This is a genomic window from Streptomyces sp. NA04227, from assembly GCF_013364195.1.
GTDB lineage: Bacteria > Actinomycetota > Actinomycetes > Streptomycetales > Streptomycetaceae > Streptomyces.
In genome coordinates this window covers 2,086,971-2,105,160 of record NZ_CP054918.1, presented here as the reverse complement: position 1 = coordinate 2,105,160, position 18,190 = coordinate 2,086,971, and the positions used below count along the sequence as shown (strand labels likewise).

The following is an 18,190-nucleotide window of genomic DNA, read 5'->3' as shown; positions in this document are numbered from 1 at the left end:
GGGGGCCTTCCTTCATACCGCCTGCCCCATGAACGGTGAGAAGACGATCACGAGCAGGCTGTCGGTGGTGCGGCCGCGGGCGGCCGGCCTCACTGTGCGGGCGTCAGCAGCAGACGGTCGGTCTGCTGCTTGGCGCTCGCGTAACGCCTCGCCACGTCCTGCCAGTTGACGACCCGCCACATGGCCTCGACGAAGTCGACCTTCTGGTTCTTGTACTGGAGGTAGAAGGCGTGCTCCCAGGCGTCGAAGACCAGGATCGGCGTGGAGCCCTGGCCGACGTTGCCCTGGTGGTCGTAGACCTGCTCGACGATCAGACGGCCGGTCACCGGCTCGTACGCGAGGACGCCCCAGCCCGAGCCCTGGGTGGTCGCGGCGGCCTTGGACAGCTGCGCCCGGAATCCGGCGAAGGAACCGAAGGACTCGGTGATCGCGTCCGCCAGCTCGCCCACGCCGTCGGCCGCCAGCGGCTCGCCGCCGCCGTCGCCCGTCATGTTCTGCCAGTAGATCGAGTGCAGGATGTGCCCGCTCAGGTGGAAGGCGAGGTTCTTCTGCAGCCCGTTGACCGAGCCCCACTGCTCCTTGTCGCGCGCCTCCGCGAGCTGCTCCAGCGTGTCGTTCGCGCCCTTGACGTACGCGGCGTGGTGCTTGTCGTGGTGCAGCTCGATGATCTCCGGACTGATCACGGGCGCCAACGCCGCGTAGTCGTAAGGCAGTTCCGGAAGCGTGTACAAAGCCATGACGGTCCCCTCGGCTTATTGCAAGCTCCTTGCAAGTGCACCATAGCAACAGCAAGGACGGTTTCCGGCGCTGGCCGGGCACTGTCCGCCGATCGGCGCAGACGGCACCGGACCGAGGTCCTGCGACTTTGGGTCCGGTGCGACCTTGGTCCTGCCTTGGTTCAACCGATTCCTCCCAGAACGGAGTTGAGCTCGGGGGCGATCTTCACCGCGCTGCCGGTGTCCTTGTGGTCGACCGCCTCGCGCAGCTCGTGCAGCAGCCTGTCCACGCGTGAAGCGTCGGGGCCGTCGACGGCGGGGCGCACCCGCTCCCAGGTGAGCTCGAGGCTCGTGACGTCCCCGGCGACCGCGCCCGCGTCGCGTGCGGCGGCGTCGACGGTCAGCTGACGCGCCCACAGGTCCATCCGGTCCGACTCGATCCGGGCCAGCGGTTCGTACGGCAGCCGCAGATCGAGGGCGTTCTGTGCGACCCGCAGCGCCGCCGCGGTGGCCGCCGTCCGGTCCTGGCCGCGCGCCGTGCGGTCGAGCGTGTCGATGTCCCGGTTCATCTGGGTGACCAGCCGCCGGGGGGCCCGGTCGGAGCCGCGGTAGTCGTCCCAGGCCGAGTGCGCCTGCCGCGCGGTGGACTCGGTGACCCGGCCCTGCACCGCACGCGCCGCCTCGGTCAGCGCGGTCAGCTCGGCGGGCACCGGACCCGGCCGGGCGTCGGTCGGCACGGCCACCGAGACCGCCTCCACGTCACCACCGGACGAGGTCGAGAACTCGCCGTAGCCCGGGGCGAAGGTCTTGTCCTCACGGCTGCCGTCCATGTGCAGCTCGTTGACCGTGACCGCGCCCTCGACCGGGCCGTGGGGGCCGGGCACCGTCCGGTTCACGGACTTCACGGTGACCTCCTCGAAGACCACCTCGGGGGCGTTCTCCGGGCGGTACACGTCACCGCGTTGCGGGTGTGCGGGCATGATCATCGCGGCCGGTCCGGACTTCCCCGCCTTCCAGGTGCCCTCGGTGTCCGCGACCACGCCGCCGCGGTAGTTGTAGACGTCCTCGCCGAGGTACCAGACGGCACCGTCGTCGGCCTGGGCGAACCAGTCCAGTGCGAGCTCCTTGATACGGCCGTCGGACAGCGCCATGTACTGCATCGTGCGCACCGCGACCCGCTCGCCGTTCACCTCGATGGTGCGCTTGGTGGGCAGCAGGGTGAACTCGGTACGGAAGGGCTTGCTGTCGACCTGTCCGCCGTACACGACCTGCTTCACCTTCGCGGTGGGGTGGAGCGGGTTGGTGATGCGGGTCGGGTGGGTGAAGACCGGTTTCTCCAGGTCGACGCGGTCCTCGCGCGGTGCGAGCGGCAGGCATTTCGCGGTCCTGCGGCCGGTGGCCTCGTCGATGACGCGGACGCAGTCGCCGCCGCTCGTCGCGGCCCGGTCCCGCCCGGGCGCCGTCCCGCCGCCGCTGTCTCCGTTGCCGCCGGAGCCGCAGGCGCCCGCGGTCACCACGGCGGCGAGGCCGACACCGAGAGCGGCCGCCCGCCGCCGACGCCGGACGCTCCCCGTGCGGGCCCCTCTCGCGTGATTCCTCGGATACGTCATGACTGCCTCCTCGGAGGTACGGGTCACGAACACGCCGTCACGACTTCCTGTCGGTCACCACCACGCTGCCACCGGGGCGCTGAAGAGAGCCTGAACAGACCTGAACGTGCTTTCAGGTGGCGGCCGTTGGGGCAGCCGCACACGACGGTCGGTCAGGGCAAGGTCACGCGGAAGTCCGAGACACCGCCTCGGGTGACCGTCGGGGCGGGTCGGGCAGCGTCCGAGGCTCCCCTACATGGCAGCCGTGCGGGGCAGCGCGACCTCGAAGCACGCCCCGCCGAGGGGACTGGCCGAGACCGTCGCGATGCCGCCGTGCGCCGTGACCAGTTCGGCGACGATGGCCAGGCCGAGGCCGCTGCCGCCGCCGGGTTCGCCGGGCCGGACGCGAGCATCGTCGAGACGGACGAACCGCGCGAAGATCCGCTCGCGTTCGGCCTCCGGCACACCGGGGCCGTCGTCCTCCACCCGCACGACGGCGCGCCCCGCCTCGTCGGTGCCCAGCGCGAACTCCACCCGTGAACGGGCGTACCGGGCCGCGTTGTCGCCGAGGTTGCGCAGTACCCGGCGCAGCGCCTGGGCGTCGGCCGTCAGACGCACCGGGGTCACCTCCGCGGCGCGGATGCCGAGAGCAGGGTGCGCGTCGCGCAGGCGCCGGACCTCTTCGAGGACGAGGTCGTCGAGGTCGGTCTCGCGCAGCCGCGGCCGCAGCGCGTCCTCGTCGGCGCGGGCGAGCAACAGCAGGTCCTCGACGAGCCGTTGCAGTCGCAGATCCTCCGTGAGCACCGTGGCGGCGAGCTCCTCGGCGGTGGTACGGCCCGGGTGCGCCAGGGCCACTTCGGCGTGCTGGCGCACGGCGGTCACCGGTGAGCGCAGTTCGTGCGAGGCGTCGGAGACGAAGCGCCGCTGCGCCTTCTGGGCCGACTCCAGCCGCTCCAGCATGCGGTTCATGGTGGCGGCCAGCCGCGCGATCTCGTCCCGGCCGCGCGGCAACGGCACCCGGCGGTGCAGCGCGGCCGAGGAGATGGCCTCCACCTCCGCCTGGATCCTCGCCACCGGTGCGAGTACCCGGCCCAGTGCCGCCCAGGTGGCGCCGAAGGCGAGCAGCAGCAGCAACGGCAGCCCCACCGCGAGCAGTCCGGTGACGATCGATGTGGTCTCCGCGACGGCGTTGAGGGCACGGCCCGCCACGACCGTCCGCCGCGCGTCGTGCGTACCGGGTCCCTGTGCCCGCTCGGCGACCACCAGGAACTCGTCCTCGTCCAGGGGCGTACGGACCCTGCTCTCGCCCTCCGTCCCCGGGCGCGCGAGGGCGGGCAGACCGGCGGCATTGGGGCTGGCGGCCACGACGGCACCGCCGGCGTCGAGCACCTGGACGAATTCCTCCTCGCTCTGAGCCACGGTGAGCGAGGGCACTCCGCGGCCGGAGTCGATCACCGAGGCGACCTGCCGCGCCCGGGTGCGGGCCGAATCCCTGACGTCGTCGGTCAGTTCGGCGCGCAGCAGGGCGACCAGGGCCAGCGCACCGGCGAGCAGCCCCACCGCCACCACCAGGACGGCGACCAGCGCGGAACGGAACCTAACCCCCATCGGACGCCAGCCGGTATCCCGAGCCGCGGACCGTCTCGATCGCCGCCCGCCCGAAGGGGCGGTCGAGCTTGGCCCGCAGATGGTTGACGTAGACCTCGACGATGTTGGGGTCGCCCTCGAAGTCGTCGTCCCACACATGCGCGAGGATCTCCCGCTTGGAGACGGTCTCGCCGCGGCGGCGCAGCAGGAACTCCAGCAGCGCCAGCTCACGCGCGGTCAGCGCCACCCGCTCCCCGCCCCGGGTGACCTCCTTGGCGGCCGGGTCCAGCCGCAGGTCACCGGCGGTCAGCACGGCGGGCCGCCGGTGCGGATCGCGGCGCAGCAGTGCGCGGAGCCTGGCGAGGAGCACCGCGTACGAGAACGGTTTGGTGAGGTAGTCGTCGGCGCCGGTGTCCAGGCCCTCGACCTCGTCCCACTCGCCCTCCTTGGCGGTGAGCATCAGGACCGGCGTCCAGTTCTCCTCGGCGCGCAGCGCGGCGCACACGCGGTAACCGTTCAGGCCGGGAAGCATGATGTCGAGGACGATCGCGTCGTACGCAGTCTCGCGGGCGCGCCACAGACCGTCCGTCCCGTCGAGCGCCACATCCACGGCGAAGCCCTCCGCCTCCAGACCGGACCGCAGCCCGTGGGCGAGCCCCTCCTCGTCCTCGACGACCAGAATCCGCATGTGCGTGATTCTCGCCCCGGCGGCCTGAACGGAGGCTGAAGGACGTCCGGAGTGTCCGGCCGGGCATCGCAATCGCCGCGCCCGGTCATGCGTACGCGCGCCCGCGTCGCAAAAGGCCCGGGGCCCCGCTCGCGACAGCGAACGGGGCCCCGGGCGGGAGCACTTCGATCCGGTGCGGTCCGGTCAGTTCGAGCCGCCGGAGGAGTCGGACCCGCCGGAGGCGCCGGTGCCGAAGCCGCCGGTGAACCTGAACCTGAGGTGGCGCAGCCAGCCGCGCTGCTTCAGGTAGCCGATGACCGCCAGGACGACGGCCATTCCGGCGGTGTACCAGAGCTGGGTGCGGGTGTCGTCCTCGCGGAGCATCAGGAGCAGCACGGTCGCGATGCCCGCGAGGGAGATGTAGGTCAGCACCGGGAAGAACCACATGCGCACCACGAGCCTGCCCGGGTCCTCGCGCTCCAGCCGACGGCGGGTCAGCAGCTGCGAGACCGCGATGAAGCCCCAGACCACCAGGGTGGCCGCGCCCACGCAGTTGAGCAGCCAGACGAACACGGTGTCCGGCCACAGGTACTTCAGCTCCACCGCGGTGAATCCGAAGACCGAGGACAGGATCACCGTGCGGCGCGGGACGCCGCCGGTGATCTTGCCGAGGAAGCGCGGGCCCTCGCCGCGTGCCACCAGGGAGTACGACATGCGTGAGGCGCCGTAGATGTTGGCGTTCATCGCGGACATCAGCGCGGCCAGCACGATCACCTTCATGATCTCGCCCGCCTGGGAGATGCCGATCTCGTCCAGGACCGCCGCGTAGGGACCGGCCAGGATCGACTCGTCCCGCCAGTCGATCAGCGTGACGATCACCAGCATCGAGCCGACGTAGAAGAGAGCGATGCGCCACACCGCGGTACGCACGGCCTTCGCCACGCCGCGCACCGGGTCCTCGGACTCGGCCGCCGCGATGGTGACCGTCTCCAGGCCGCCGTAGGCGAACACCGACGCGAGCAGACCGGTGATCAGGCCGTCGGTGCCGTTGGGCAGGAAGCCGCCGTCGCCGGTCAGGTGCGAGGAGCCGGGGGAGTCGGTGCCGGGCAGCAGGCCCGCGATGGCGAGCACGCCCAGCACCAGGAACGCCACGATGGCCACGACCTTGAGCAGGGCGAACCAGAACTCGTACTCACCGAAGTTCTTCACGGCCAGCAGGTTCGCGCCGCAGAAGATGGCCATGAAGACGGCCACCCACATCCAGCCCGGGGTGTCCGGCAGCCAGCTCGTCATGATGTCCGCGGCGCCGATGGCCTCCACCGCGATACCGACACAGAGCAGGGCCCAGTACATCCAGCCCGCGGTGAAGCCCGCCCAGGGGCCGATCGCCCGTTCGGCGTGCACCGAGAACGAGCCGGAGGCGGGGTTGGCGGCGGACATCTCACCGAGCATCCGCATGACCAGCATCACGAGGAGGCCGGAGGCGGCGAAGGCGAGGACGATCGCGGGCCCGGCGCTGGCGATGCCCGCACCCGAGCCGACGAAGAGTCCCGCGCCGATGACGCCGCCGAGGGCGATCATCGAGAGGTGACGTTGCTTGAGCCCGTGGGTCAGCCCCGGCTGGGCCGGGGCAGCGGTCTGATCTCTTGAGGTGGCGTCGGTCTTGACCGACTCGGCACCGGGGGTTGTCCGAGACATGGGCGAACGACTGTCCATAACGTGAGACGTTGGGAAGAACTCACAGTGTGGGCACCATGAATGTCCGGGCCAATAGATCGACCGTCATGTGGACGCATCGACCTCGGATCGTGACCGGGCTTTTACGGGATGGTGTCTGAGAGATCACAAGGTCAGCGCACGGTTACGGGGAGTTGGCGCGGAGTTCGGAGTCGCGGTGTCCGGTTCCGTTCCCCGGTTGGCGTGAAGTCGTGTCCGTATAGCGGACGCAGGGCAGATTTGTCGGACATTACGCAGGGTGTCCGTCGCCGTTCGTGCCTCCGCCGGGTCACCGGCTATCAGCTCGCGATGTTCGCATAAAGGACGCTCGGGGTGGTCAACTGTGCGGCGCGCGCAGGCGGTTGGGCCCGCCGTCAGGACCCGATCCGGGCGGTCGCCGAGGGGTGTGCGTGACCCTTCTCACCGCCCTGCGACGCGTGGCGGCCGATTCTTGTGTAGTGCCCACCAATCTCCGTCACGGCTTCTTGTCGGCGGCTGACGGTGAGCTCGGGGCGGGGACCGGGTTAGCGTCGCAACATCCCCTCGTAGCCCGCCGTTCACGGCCTCGCCGTGCACGGTCCCGGTGCCCTTCCGTCCCCTGGAGTCCCCGATGAGCCTTGCCGCTTCCTCCGTCCGCCCGGGTGCGGTCCTCGCCGATCTGCTGCCCGCCTCCTCCGAGGCACGGGCCAGGGTCCGCGACGCCGTGCTCGTCGTCTCCGGTGCTGTGCTGACCGGGCTCGCCGCGCAGATCGCGGTGCCGGTGCCCGGCTCGCCGGTGCCGGTGACCGGGCAGACCTTCGCCGCGCTCCTCGTGGGCACCGCACTCGGTGCCGGGCGCGGTCTGCTGTCGCTCGTGCTGTACACGCTGGTCGGCATGGCGGGCATGCCCTGGTTCGCCGAGGGCGGCTCGGGTGTCTCGGCGCCCTCGTTCGGCTATGTGCTCGGCATGCTGCTCGCCGCCACGCTGGCCGGGGCCCTGGCCCGCCGGGGCGGCGACCGTTCGGCGGTGCGCACCGCGGCCACCATGGTGCTCGGCTCCGCCGTCATCTACGCGGTGGGCGTCCCCTATCTCGCCCTCGCCACCGGAATGAGCGCGAGCGAGGCGATCGCCGCCGGGCTGACCCCGTTCCTCCTCGGTGACGCCCTGAAGGCCGCCCTCGCGATGGGGCTGCTGCCGAGCGCCTGGAAGCTCGCGGGCCCCAAGGGCTGAGCGCGCGCGGCCGGTTCGCGCGGGCGGCGGGCCGGGGCGGTGCGCCCGCCCCGGCCGGCGCGAACCCGTGACCGCCCGGCTCAGCGCGCCAGGTTGTGGTTCCTCCGGAACAGGTTCGCCGGGTCGAACCGCTCCTTCAGCTCGGTCAGCCGCTCCAGCGTGGGCTGCGGGTAGAGCCCCTCGGTACGGTCGCCGCCAGCGAAGGAGAAGTTGAGTACCCGGCCCGTCGTGGCATCGGCGAACGGCGCGAAGATCCCGGCGAAGAACTCCCGCGCCGCCTCCCGCCCGGCGCCGTCGACCACCGTGATCACCCGCAGCGCGAACCGCCCCTGGCGGTGCGGCACCGAGTTGGCGGCCTTCGGCTCACGGGCCAGGGCGCCGCCGAGGTGGTTGATGTTGACCACGCACATCATCGGCGCCGAAGGCCCGGTCGCGGCCAGCAGCTGCCCGGCCGCCCCGGTGTCGAGTCCGGTCAGCACCGCGCTGTCCCCGTAATAGGGGTGCGGGGTGTCCGGGTCGCTGTGGATCGACGCGTTCTCCAGGTACGGCAGCTCCCGCAAGGTGTCCGAAACCGCGGGCCCGATCTCCCGCAGCGGAGCCACCAGCCGCTCGCCCTCCTCGGTGCTGCCGGTGAACGCGACCCGGACCGCCAGGTGGTAGGCCCCGCGCAGATGGGGCGGCAGCTCCGGCATGTCCGGATAGGCGACCGCGGCGAACGACGAGGTCACCGTCTCCGGCAGGTCCCGGGTCCACGCCTCGTACGCGGCCACCGCCGCCGCCGGGTCGGTCCGCGTCCCGTCGAAGGTGAGCGAGCCGCCGTACAGCCGGGCGACCGGCAGCAGGGAGATCTTCAGCGCGGTCACCACACCGAAGTTGTGGCCGCCGCCGAGCAGCGCCCAGTACAGGTCGGGGTCGTCGTCCGGGGTCACCCGGCGCAGCTTCGCGTCGGCGGTCACCACGTCGAGCCAGTGCACATGGTCGGCCGCGTAGCCGAACTCCCGGGCCAGGATGCCGAGTCCGCCCGCGAGGGTGTAGGAGACGGCGCCGACGCCGGGCGAGGAGCCGTTGAGCGGGGCGAGCCCGTGCGGTGCCGCCGCCTCGACGACCTCACCCCACAGGGTGCCCGCGCGGACCACGGCCGTCGCCGCCTCCGCGTCGATCTCCACGCCGTTCATCCGGCGGGTGCTGATGAGCACCCCGCCCTCGGCCGCGTCCGGCAGCCCGTGCCCGGTCGCCTGCACGCCGACCGGCAGCCCCTCGCGGGCCGCGTACGCCACCGCCGCGACCACGTCCTCGGCCGTCCGCGCCTGCCACACCTGCTCCGGCCGCAGCGCCAACCCCACCTGGAATCCCGCCAGTTCCGTGGCGTAGTCCTCGTCCGCGGGAGTCAGCACCCGGCCCCCGGCCGCCGCTGCCCCGTCGCCCGCCGCCGTGCCGCCGGACTGTGTCGTGTCCACCGCTCAAGCCCCTTTGCCGAAGTACAGAAGTACAGAAGTACAGAAGTACAGAAGTCGGAAGTTCAGAAGTGCGTCCGTACGTACGTGGTCGTTGCCGTACGTACGTGGTCCGTGCCGTGCCGGACGCGGCGCAGAGGGTCGTGTGGTGAGCCCCGCCGGGTCCGACGGCACGGACGATGCCAGCGAAACCTGTCATCCGCCGTCAGGTTTTCGAAGACTTTCCCCGGGCCGCCAGGTCGGGGGCGGACTTTCGGACACCTCGCGGGGCGGTCCCGGGCGGGCCTGGGTCCGAAGGGGCTCCGGTGCCATGTCAGACTCGGTCCATGCGCGTGTACCTCGGCTCCGATCATGCCGGCTACGAACTCAAGAACCACCTGGTCGAATGGCTGAAGGCCAACGGCCACGAGCCCGTCGACTGCGGGCCCCACATCTATGACGCCCAGGACGACTACCCGCCGTTCTGCCTGCGCGCCGCCGAAGGCACCGCGCGGGAGGAGGGCTCGCTCGGCGTCGTCATCGGCGGCTCCGGCAACGGCGAGCAGATCGCCGCGAACAAGGTGAAGGGCGTGCGTGCCGCACTGGCCTGGAGCGAGCAGACCGCCGCTCTCGGCCGGGAGCACAACGACGCCAACGTCGTCGCGGTCGGCGCCCGGATGCACAGCGCCGAGGAGGCCACCCGCTTCGTCGAGATCTTCCTGAACACCCCGTTCTCCGGCGACGAGCGCCACATCCGCCGTATCGACATGCTCTCCGCCTACGAGACCTCCGGCGACCTGCCCGCCATCCCGGCGCACCACCCCCAGCCGTAACCGGTCGGCCGGTGGCCAGGGCCCACGCCCGCGCCACCGGCCGAAGCCGTCGCACACGGCCGAAACCGCCGCACCACAGCTCAGCAGAACCGCAGCTCAGCAGAACCGCAGCTCAGCAATACCGCAGCTCAGCAGCACCGCAGCCCAGCAGGGGAGGCCCCGTGCCCGAGGGGCACACCATCCACCGGCTCGCCGCCGATCACCGTGAGCGCTTCCTCGGCGAGCGCGTGCGTGTGCTCAGCCCGCAGGGCACCTTCGCGGGCAGCGCCGCACTGCTCGACGGGCGTGAGTTCACCGACGCCGAGGCGCACGGCAAGCACCTCTTCCTGCACTTCGAGGGCGCCGGACACGTCCATGTCCACCTCGGCCTGTTCGGCAAGGTGGCCTTCTCGAAGGCCCCGGCGCCGCCGCCCACGGACACCGTCCGGCTGCGCCTCCTCGGCGAGCGGCACGCGATGGACCTGCGCGGGCCCACCACCTGCGCCCTGATCACCGACGACGAGAAGCGGGCGGTGCACGAGCGCCTCGGCCCCGATCCGCTGCGTCCCGGCGACGACCCCGAGGCCGCCCACCGCCGCGTCTCCCGCAGCCGCACCACCATCGCCGCCCTGCTCATGGACCAGAAGGTCATCGCCGGAGTCGGCAATGTGTACCGCGCCGAAGTGCTGTTCCGGCACGGTATCGACCCGTATACGACCGGCCGTGAGATCGGCGTCGAGCAGTGGCGGGCGCTCTGGGACGACCTGGTCGTGCTGATGCGCGAGGGTGTGCGTACCAACCGCATCGACACCGTGCGGCCCGAGCACACCCCCGAGGCCATGGGCCGCCCGCCGCGCGTCGACGACCACGGCGGCGAGGTGTACGTGTACCGCAGGGCCGCACAGCCCTGTCACCTCTGCGGCACCGAGGTGCGGACCGCCTCGCTCGCCGCCCGCAACCTCTTCTGGTGCCCGACCTGCCAGCCTCCCGCCGGAGGTATCAGAAACCGTGCGGCATCCAGGGCGCCACGTCCGAGGCGAAGCCCGGAGACGTCCGCGCCACCGCCCCCGGCGAAAGCTCCCGTACGCGCCCGGCGGCGGCCAGCGAACTGAGCCGCGTGTCGCCCAGGTAGACGGCGCCCAAGTCCCTGGCCGACAGGGCGAGTTGCGGATCCCGCTCGGTGCGCTCACAACTCGCGCCCGCGCTGTCGCCGCGCAGCAGCCAGCGCCCCGCGTTCCACTGGCAGAAGTCGTCGGCCACTTCCAGGACGACGTCCACCGGCGCCGCGTAGGTACGGGCCGCCAGCGCGGCGGGCACATCCACGAGCCGTACGTACAGCCCGTCCCGTGCGCTCAGCCCGCACCGCCGCGGGTCGGAGGCCAGGAACTGGACGGGCTCGTCCAGCGGCAGATTGCGCGCGCTCACCGAGGACGTCAGGTCGATGCCGAAGAGGAACCGCCACAGCGCGGCGTGCGCCGCCGGGTCCACGGCCTCCAGCTGGCGCAGTACGACCTTGCCCTCGGGCCCGGACGGGTTCCACTCCGGCTTGATGGCGTAGCGGGCGTAGCCGACCAACTCGCCGTCCACCTCGGCCAGTACGCACTGCAGGGGCGAGGCGCCCTCGCGCTCGCCGGGCGGGTCGAGCAAGCCAAGCCGCTCCCAGCCCGGGCCGCGCGCCACCCGGCCGGGCCGGGTCGGCAGCAGTCGTGCGTACAGCTCCTCGCAGCGCGCGAGAGAGGCCTCGGGGTCGGCGTAACGCACCCGCACCCGGTCCGTGCCCTCGGGCAGCGCGAGCCCGACCCGGTCGGTGTCGATCTCGACCGCGAGCTGACGGGTGGCGCAGCCGTAGCCGAAGCGGCCGTAGATCACCGGTTCCGAGGCCATGAGCACGGCGAGCGGTTCGCCGAGGGCGCGGACGTCGTCGAGCTGGCGCCGCATCATCGCGGTGAGCAGCCCGCGCCGGCGGTGGGTGGCGGCGACGCTCACCATGGTGACCCCGGCCGCCGGCACCGCCTGGCCGCCCGGCACGGTCATCCGGAACGAGAAGGCGCCCGCCGAGCCGACCGTCTCTCCGTCGTCCCGGACGACCAACGACCTTTCGTACGCGGTCAGTTCACGCCATAGTGCACGCTCCTCAGGGGCATCGGCGACGCCGCCGAAGGCCAGTTCCAGGCGGTCGAACCAGTCGTCGAAATCCTGCTCACGCAGCACACGCATGTCGGTCGTCATAACCTCATCGTTACCAGCGCGAACGCCCGGCCGCGAGACAATTTCCGCCCAGGTACGGCCGGGCCCGGCCAGCTCCTACGAGCGAGATCTCGGCCCACCCGTGCGCAGGAAGGGCAACGCTGGATATGGTCCACGAGCAATGGCAGCGCGACGAGTAGCACCGGTGGAAGCCGACTCGGCCCGGCACCGCATCAGAAGACGGGTGCACCGGGCACGCATCGCGCTGCGCCGATCCGGAGTCGACTACTTCCGCGGCGACGGCTCGGACTGGATCGCACTCGCCGGACTGCTGCTCACCGTCCCCGTCATAGCCGGGCTGACGTTGATGGACTCGGTCTGGTGCGCCCCGGCCACCCTGGTCCTGCCCATCGTCGTCGGCGGCCTGCTGCTGCGGCCCGCCAGCCTCCTCGCGCTGTACGGCGCCGCCGCCGGGGCGCTGATCATCGAATCCGTCCGGCTCGGCCCCTACGACGAGGGCCCCGGCCGGGTCACCCCCGGGGTCGTCCTGGTCGTCGCGGCCTGCGGTCTCTTCGGCCTGCTGCTCGCACAGTTCCGTACCCGGGTCGGCGTGCCCTGGCGGCGCGGCGGCACCATGCTCTTCGACCTCCGCGAACGCATCCGCGTCCAGAGCAAGCTGCCGCGTCTGCCCCGCGGCTGGCACCGCGAGATGGCCCTGCGGCCCGCGGGCGGCCAGTCCTTCTCCGGCGACTTCGTTGTCGCGGCCCGCACCCAGGGCGGCCGCACCCTGGAGGTCGTCCTCACCGACGTCTCCGGCAAGGGCATGGACGCGGCCTCCCGCGCACTGCTGCTCTCCGGCGCCTTCGGCGGTCTGCTCGGCTCGCTGCCCCCGGACGGCTTCCTGCCCGCCGCCAACGCCTATCTGCTCCGCCAGGACTGGGACGAAGGTTTCGCCACCTCCGTCCATCTCGTACTCGACCTCGACAGCGGCGACTACGAACTCCTCTCCGCGGGCCACCCGCCCGGGCTCCAACTGTGCGCGGCCACCGGCCAGTGGGAGGAGATCAGCGGCCAGGGCCCGCTGCTCGGGGTGTACGACGGCGCCGAGTTCGACCCCGTCAAGGGCAGCCTCGCCCCCGGCGACGTCCTGATGCTCTTCACGGACGGCCTGGTGGAGACCGCCGAACGCGACATCTCCGAGGGCATCGACCGCCTCAGCGGCGAGGCCGACCGCTACGTCGCCGGTGGATTCCACGGCGCGGCCTGGCACCTCATCGAGGCCGTGGCCAAGGACGTGAAGGACGACCGGGCGCTGCTGCTCATCTGCCGGGAGGTACAGGGATGACGGCGGATGACGGCACCTCGGCCGGTGACGCGTCGGCCCGTGACGCGTCGGTTGGTGCGACCTGGTCCGGTGGAGCCTCGGACGGTGATGCCACGGGGGGTGACGCCTCGGGGGGTGACGCCCGGTTGAGCCTCGCCGAGGTCGAAGCGCTGGCGTGCGCCGCGCACGAAGGGCAGCGGGACAAGGCGGGACGCCCGTACAGCGAGCATCTGCGCGCGGTCGCGAACGGCGTCCGGGCGCGCGGCGGCGACGAGGAACAGATCGCCGCCGCCTGGCTGCACGACGCCGTCGAGGACGACCGCCTCACCGAGCGGTGGCTGCACGAGGCCACGCTCAGCGCGCGCACCAAGGCCATCGTCCTGGCGGTCACCAAGCGCGCGGGGGAGGAGCCGGAGGCGTACGCCCGGCGCATCCTCACCACCGACGGCGCGCTCCTAATCAAGGAATCCGACCTCGCGCACAACGCCGACCCGCGCCGCCTCGCCGTACTCGACGAGCCGACCCGGCGGCGGCTGACGGAGAAGTACGCGCGGATGCGTGGGCTGCTCGGGCTCGGCTGAGCCGGTCCGCTCCTCTCCGCTTCATGGCCTGGCTGAGCTCTCGCGGAGGTTCATTCGGCGAAGTCCGCGTTGAGCGTGTGGCTTCCCGCCTTGCCCGAACCACCACGGCGGCCCGAACCGCGTCGGCGGCCCGAACCCCCTCCGCCAGGACTCCCCTCTTTTCCCAGTTCAGAGGCCCTTCCTCGGGTTCTCCCCACCCCGGTTCCGGTGGCAGCCGCCATGGTTTCGGTGCCCCCCTGGTCCGTACGTTCGCAGTGAGGCGACGCGCCAGCGGTGCCGAACGAACAGGTGAGCAGGCGGACCGATGGGTCGGAAGGCTGAGGACGTCATGGGGCTGCGGAGCACGCGGCGGACGGAACGACGGCGGGAGGCCGAGCGGGAGCTGCGGCGGCGGGGCGCGGGCGGAGGGCTCGGCACGCTCGCCGGGCAAGCGGTGCCTGCCGACCCGGCAGCGCCGACCGACCCGACAGCACCCGCCGGGTTCACGGCACCCGTCGCGGACGGCGTACCCGCTGGAGGCGGTGTACCCACTGGACACGGCGTACCCGTTGGACACGGCGTACTCCTTGGACACGGCACACCCGCCGTTGACTGGGCCGTCGAATTGCGCGGCGTGCGCCGTCAGTACGGGCGGGGTTCGCGCGCCGTGCACGCCCTGCGCGGGATCGATCTCGCGCTGCCACGGGGGAGTTTCACGGCGGTGATGGGGCCCTCCGGCTCGGGCAAGTCGACCTTCCTGCAGTGCGCCGCAGGGCTGGACCGGCCGAGCGGCGGCAAGGTCCTCCTCGGCGGAACCGACATCACGGGGATGAAGGAGAACAAGCTGACCGCCCTGCGCCGCAGCAGGCTCGGCTTCGTCTTCCAGTCCTTCAACCTGCTGCCCTCGCTCACCGTCGAACAGAACGTCCTGCTCCCGATGCGGCTCGCGGGCGTCCGCCCCGACCGCGCCCGCGCCCGCGAGGTGCTCGCCCAGGTCGGCCTCGACCGGCACGGCGGCAGGCGTCCCGGCCAGCTCTCCGGCGGCCAGCAGCAGCGCGTCGCGCTCGCCCGCGCCCTGGTCACGAGCCCCGACGTGATCTTCGCGGACGAGCCGACCGGCGCCCTGGACACCGGAACCGCCGCCGAGGTGCTCGGCCTGCTGCGCGGCGCCGTCGACGGCCTCGGCGCCACCGTCGCCATGGTCACGCACGACCCGACGGCCGCCGCGTACGCCGACCGCGTCCTGTTCCTCGCCGACGGCGCCTTCGCGGGCAGCATCCCACGCAGCGCGCCCGACCGGATCGCCGCCCGCCTCGCCGAACTCACCACGGGGCACGCGCCGTTGGGGCAGCCATGGGCCACCGCTTCCGACGCCAACGCTCACGAGGCCAACGCTCACGACGCTCACGAGGCCACTACTCGTGAGGCCGCCACCCACGAGCCCCCGGCGAAGCCGCACAGCACCCCGAGCCTCCACGGGATTGCCGAGCCGCGCACCACCGCCCCGGGCACCACCGCCCCGGGCACCACCGCCCCCGGCACCACCGATCGCGCCGCGGCGGCGAATCCGCACACCCCCGCGTCCGTTCACCGGCCCCCTCGTCCGGCAGACCCGCCGCGCACCACCACCCCCGTACCGCCGCTGCCCACCACCGCCCCCTTCGTCCCGGGCGGGGGCCGGTCGTCGTGAGGTCGTTCAGCAACGGACTGGCCCGGGCCGCGGTCCGGTTCAAGCCCTCCGCCTTCGCGGGTACCTGTGTCGCGCTCGCCCTCGCCGCGCTGATCGTCTCGGCCTGCGGCATCCTCCTGGAGGGCGGGATACGCGCAGACGTGCCGCCCACCCGCTACAGCGAGACCCCGGTCGTGGTCGCCGCCGACCAGCGCGCCCACTTCGTCACCGGCCACGGGGAGGACCGCGAGGACGACCCCGTTCCGGTACCCGACCGCGCCCGGCTGGACGCCGGACTCCTCGCCAAGGCCGCCCGTACACCCCAAGTCGCCGATGCCGCACTGGACTTGACCTTCCCCGTCCAGGCCGGGCCGCCGACCGGGAACGGGTCCCGGTCCGGGTCCGGGCCCCGATCAGAGTCCGGTTCCCGGTCCGGTTCACAAACCGAGTCCGAGTCCGAGTCCGGTCCCGGCCGTACGACGGAAACCGGGCGCACCAGCCACCCCGCCAAGGCGCCGCTGACCGCGCACGGCTGGGGCTCGGCCCCGTTCACCGGCGCCGCGCTGCGCTCGGGCACCGCGCCACGCGAGGGCGAGGCGGTGCTCGACGCGGCGGCGGCCGAGGCGGTGGGCGCGCGGCCGGGGCGGACGATCGCCCTCACCACGGCCGTGGGGGAGCGGCAGGTGCGGATCTCGGGTCTCGTCACCGCCGCCTCGGGGGAGCCGGGCCGGATCTGGTTCGACGACGCCCAGGCGCGGCGGTTGTCCGGGCACCCCGACGCGGTCGACGCTCTCCTGCTGCGGCCCGCGCCGGGCACCAGCCCCGAGCAGCTCGCCGACCGGGTGGAGAAGAACCTGCGGTCCGCCACCGACGGCGGGAAGTCCGCGGCCACCACCAAGCGTTTGGAGGCGTACACCGGAGGTGGTCGCGGCGGGGTCGAGGAGCCGGGGCTGGCCGGAGCCAAGGAGGTACTCATCGCCCTCGGCGGATCCTTCGGCGGCGTCGCCACCATGGTCGCCGTCTTCACGGCCGCCGCCACGGTCGCGCTCTGCGTGGCCCAACGCGCCCGCGAATTCGCGCTGTTGCGTGCCATCGGCGCGACGCCCCGGCAGATCCGCCGCTCCATCGCCACCGAGACCCTCCTCGTCGCGCCGGTGGCCGGAGCACTCGGCCTGCTACCCGGAATCGCCCTGGCCCACTGGTGGTTCGGCGAACTGAAGGAGCGCGGCGCGATCCCCGAACCGGTGACCCTGGAGTACTCCTGGATCCCGCTCGTGACGGCCGTGGGCGCCGTCGTCGTCACCGCACTGCTCTCCGGACTGATGGCGGCCCGCCGCCCGGCCAGGATCAAACCGGGCCAGGCGCTCGGCGAGGCCGCGGTGGAGCGGCTGCGGCCCGGCGTCATCCGTACCGTGCTCGGCCTCGGCGCCCTGGTCGGCGGCGTGCTGATGACCAAGGTGGCGGCGGGCGAGGCGGGCGAGGACGCGGCCTCGGCGGCGCTCGGCGTGGTCATGCTCTTCATGCTCGCGGTCGCCTTCCTCGGACCGCTGCTCGCGCGGCTGTGCGCCTGGCTGCTCGGCCTGCCGCTGCGCGGGGGCCCGGCCGCCGCACACCTGGCCGCCGCCAACTCCCGTGCCAACGCCCGCCGAATGGCCTCCGCGATCACGCCGCTCGTGCTCGCCATGGCCTTCGGCTCGACCCTGGTCTTCCTGCAGACCAGCCAGGACCACGTGGCCCGCGGCGAACGCGACGCGGCCATCGTGGCGGACCACGTCGTCACGGACCCGGACGGCCTCGCACCCGGCAGCACCCGCCGCGCCGCCGAGGTGCCCGGCGTGGCGGCCGCGGTCGGAGTGACCCGCACCGACGTCCTGGTCCGGGTCGACTCCGCGGGCGCCTACCTGCAGAGCACCCCCGCACAGGGCGTCTCGGACGGCGGCCGTGCCCTCGGCGCCGTACAGGACCTCGACGTACGCGCGGGCCGCCTTGCCGACCTGCGCCCCGGCACGGTGGCCGTCGACGAACGGCTCGCCGACGCCGCCCACGCCCGTCTCGGCGACCGGCTCGACCTGCGCCTTCCGGACGGCACCCGGCACCGGCCCGAGGTGGTCGCGGTGTACGCCCGAGGGCTCGGCGTCGCCCAGGTCACCCTGGACGGCGCGGCGCTCCGCCCGCACCTGACCGCGCCCCTGGACACCGAACTCCTCGTCCGCGAAAGGCGGTCCGTCAGCGAGGACGACCGGGCGGCACTCACCGCACACCTGTCCGCCCTCGGTGAGGTCACCGACCGGGACGGCTACCGCGCCGCCCGCAACACCGACCTCGAACTCAACGCCTGGGCCAACACCACGATGGCCGCCGTACTCGGCGGATTCGCCGCCGTCACCGCCGCCAACACCCTGGTGATGACGGTCCTGGACCGCCGCCGCGAACTGGGCACCCTGCGCCTGGTCGGCACCACCCGCCGCCAGATCATGCACATGCTGCGCTGGGAGGCACTCCTGGTGACCGTCGCGGGCACCGTCCTCGGCACCGTCATCGCCCTGGTGACCCTGCACCCGATGACACGGGGCATCACCGGCGAGGTCCCGCACATCCCGCTCCCGCTCTACGCCGCGTTCGCGGGCACGATCCTCACCCTCGGCCTGGCCGCCACGGCGCTGCCCGCCCGCGCGGTGCTGCGGACCGGGCCCCTGGACGACGGGGTACGGGGGTGACGG

At 72.7% G+C, this 18,190-nt stretch carries 13 protein-coding genes and 1 pseudogene; 7 read left to right on the top strand and 7 right to left on the bottom strand.

The genetic code is table 11. The annotated features are described in order from the left end of the window. Positions 1-89 precede the first annotated feature (89 nt). From HUT18_RS08765 to HUT18_RS08745, 5 genes are all read right to left on the bottom strand, one after another. Positions 90-737 (bottom strand): superoxide dismutase, encoded by a 648-nt coding sequence (locus tag HUT18_RS08765; RefSeq protein ID WP_176099300.1) that lies wholly within the window; start codon positions 735-737, stop codon positions 90-92. Positions 738-898: 161 nt separating this feature from the next. Further along, the gene (locus HUT18_RS08760) at positions 899-2,326 is read right to left on the bottom strand and encodes a hypothetical protein (RefSeq protein WP_176099298.1); all 1,428 of its coding nucleotides are present in this window, start codon (positions 2,324-2,326) and stop codon (positions 899-901) included. Between the two features lie 231 nt (positions 2,327-2,557). After that, entirely contained in the window at positions 2,558-3,913 is a 1,356-nt protein-coding gene (locus tag HUT18_RS08755) for a HAMP domain-containing sensor histidine kinase (protein WP_176099296.1), read from the bottom strand. After that, positions 3,903-4,580 (bottom strand): response regulator transcription factor, encoded by a 678-nt coding sequence (locus HUT18_RS08750; protein WP_176099294.1) that lies wholly within the window; start codon positions 4,578-4,580, stop codon positions 3,903-3,905. The genes HUT18_RS08755 and HUT18_RS08750 overlap by 11 nt, the downstream gene beginning before the upstream one ends. A gap of 183 nt (positions 4,581-4,763) precedes the next feature. After that, positions 4,764-6,257: an amino acid permease gene (locus HUT18_RS08745; protein WP_254878486.1), complete on the bottom strand. Its 1,494-nt coding sequence runs from the start codon at positions 6,255-6,257 to the stop codon at positions 4,764-4,766. 628 nt (positions 6,258-6,885) lie between these two features. Here HUT18_RS08745 and HUT18_RS08740 point away from each other — a divergent pair. Further along, a complete protein-coding gene (locus HUT18_RS08740; RefSeq protein WP_176099292.1) occupies positions 6,886-7,485 on the top strand; it encodes a biotin transporter BioY in 600 nt (199 codons plus the stop codon). Between the two features lie 80 nt (positions 7,486-7,565). On the opposite strand, the gene HUT18_RS08735 is transcribed toward HUT18_RS08740, so the two are convergent. Then, positions 7,566-8,876 carry an FAD-binding oxidoreductase gene (locus HUT18_RS08735; protein WP_176104375.1) on the bottom strand — a complete coding sequence of 437 codons (1,311 nt, stop codon included), beginning with the start codon at positions 8,874-8,876 and terminating at the stop codon, positions 7,566-7,568. Positions 8,877-9,265: 389 nt separating this feature from the next. Here HUT18_RS08735 and HUT18_RS08730 point away from each other — a divergent pair, with 389 nt between their 5' ends. After that, complete coding sequence (locus HUT18_RS08730) at positions 9,266-9,751, top strand: ribose-5-phosphate isomerase (protein ID WP_176099290.1); 486 nt, start codon at positions 9,266-9,268, stop codon at positions 9,749-9,751. Positions 9,752-9,912: 161 nt separating this feature from the next. Next, positions 9,913-10,842 (top strand): Fpg/Nei family DNA glycosylase, encoded by a 930-nt coding sequence (locus tag HUT18_RS08725; RefSeq protein ID WP_176099288.1) that lies wholly within the window; start codon positions 9,913-9,915, stop codon positions 10,840-10,842. Here the strand turns inward: HUT18_RS08725 and HUT18_RS08720 are convergent. After that, the gene (locus HUT18_RS08720; RefSeq protein WP_176099286.1) at positions 10,730-11,959 is read right to left on the bottom strand and encodes a GNAT family N-acetyltransferase; all 1,230 of its coding nucleotides are present in this window, start codon (positions 11,957-11,959) and stop codon (positions 10,730-10,732) included. The genes HUT18_RS08725 and HUT18_RS08720 overlap by 113 nt on opposite strands. Before the next feature lie 139 nt (positions 11,960-12,098). On the opposite strand from HUT18_RS08720, the gene HUT18_RS08715 reads away from it, so the two are divergent. The 4 genes and pseudogenes from HUT18_RS08715 (at position 12,099) to HUT18_RS08700 (ending at position 18,187) form a co-directional block, all read left to right on the top strand. Next, positions 12,099-13,262 carry a PP2C family protein-serine/threonine phosphatase gene (locus HUT18_RS08715; RefSeq protein ID WP_176099284.1) on the top strand — a complete coding sequence of 388 codons (1,164 nt, stop codon included), beginning with the start codon at positions 12,099-12,101 and terminating at the stop codon, positions 13,260-13,262. 125 nt (positions 13,263-13,387) lie between these two features. Beyond that, complete coding sequence (locus HUT18_RS08710; protein ID WP_254878952.1) at positions 13,388-13,822, top strand: HD domain-containing protein; 435 nt, start codon at positions 13,388-13,390, stop codon at positions 13,820-13,822. A 604-nt stretch (positions 13,823-14,426) separates the two neighbouring features. After that, positions 14,427-15,128 (top strand): annotated as a pseudogene (locus tag HUT18_RS08705) (ABC transporter ATP-binding protein); the annotation flags it as partial. Between the two features lie 359 nt (positions 15,129-15,487). Further along, positions 15,488-18,187, top strand: coding sequence for an FtsX-like permease family protein (locus tag HUT18_RS08700; protein ID WP_176099280.1), 2,700 nt, complete (start codon positions 15,488-15,490; stop codon positions 18,185-18,187). The last annotated feature ends 3 nt before the right edge of the window (positions 18,188-18,190 follow it).

Coding starts and splice junctions, on each gene's coding strand:
- HUT18_RS08765 (WP_176099300.1), bottom strand. CDS start 737: ATGGCTTTGTACACGCTTCCGGAACTGCCTTACGACTACGCGGCGTTG.
- HUT18_RS08760 (WP_176099298.1), bottom strand. CDS start 2,326: ATGACGTATCCGAGGAATCACGCGAGAGGGGCCCGCACGGGGAGCGTC.
- HUT18_RS08755 (WP_176099296.1), bottom strand. CDS start 3,913: ATGGGGGTTAGGTTCCGTTCCGCGCTGGTCGCCGTCCTGGTGGTGGCG.
- HUT18_RS08750 (WP_176099294.1), bottom strand. CDS start 4,580: ATGCGGATTCTGGTCGTCGAGGACGAGGAGGGGCTCGCCCACGGGCTG.
- HUT18_RS08745 (WP_254878486.1), bottom strand. CDS start 6,257: ATGTCTCGGACAACCCCCGGTGCCGAGTCGGTCAAGACCGACGCCACC.
- HUT18_RS08740 (WP_176099292.1), top strand. CDS start 6,886: ATGAGCCTTGCCGCTTCCTCCGTCCGCCCGGGTGCGGTCCTCGCCGAT.
- HUT18_RS08730 (WP_176099290.1), top strand. CDS start 9,266: ATGCGCGTGTACCTCGGCTCCGATCATGCCGGCTACGAACTCAAGAAC.
- HUT18_RS08720 (WP_176099286.1), bottom strand. CDS start 11,959: ATGACGACCGACATGCGTGTGCTGCGTGAGCAGGATTTCGACGACTGG.
- HUT18_RS08715 (WP_176099284.1), top strand. CDS start 12,099: ATGGCAGCGCGACGAGTAGCACCGGTGGAAGCCGACTCGGCCCGGCAC.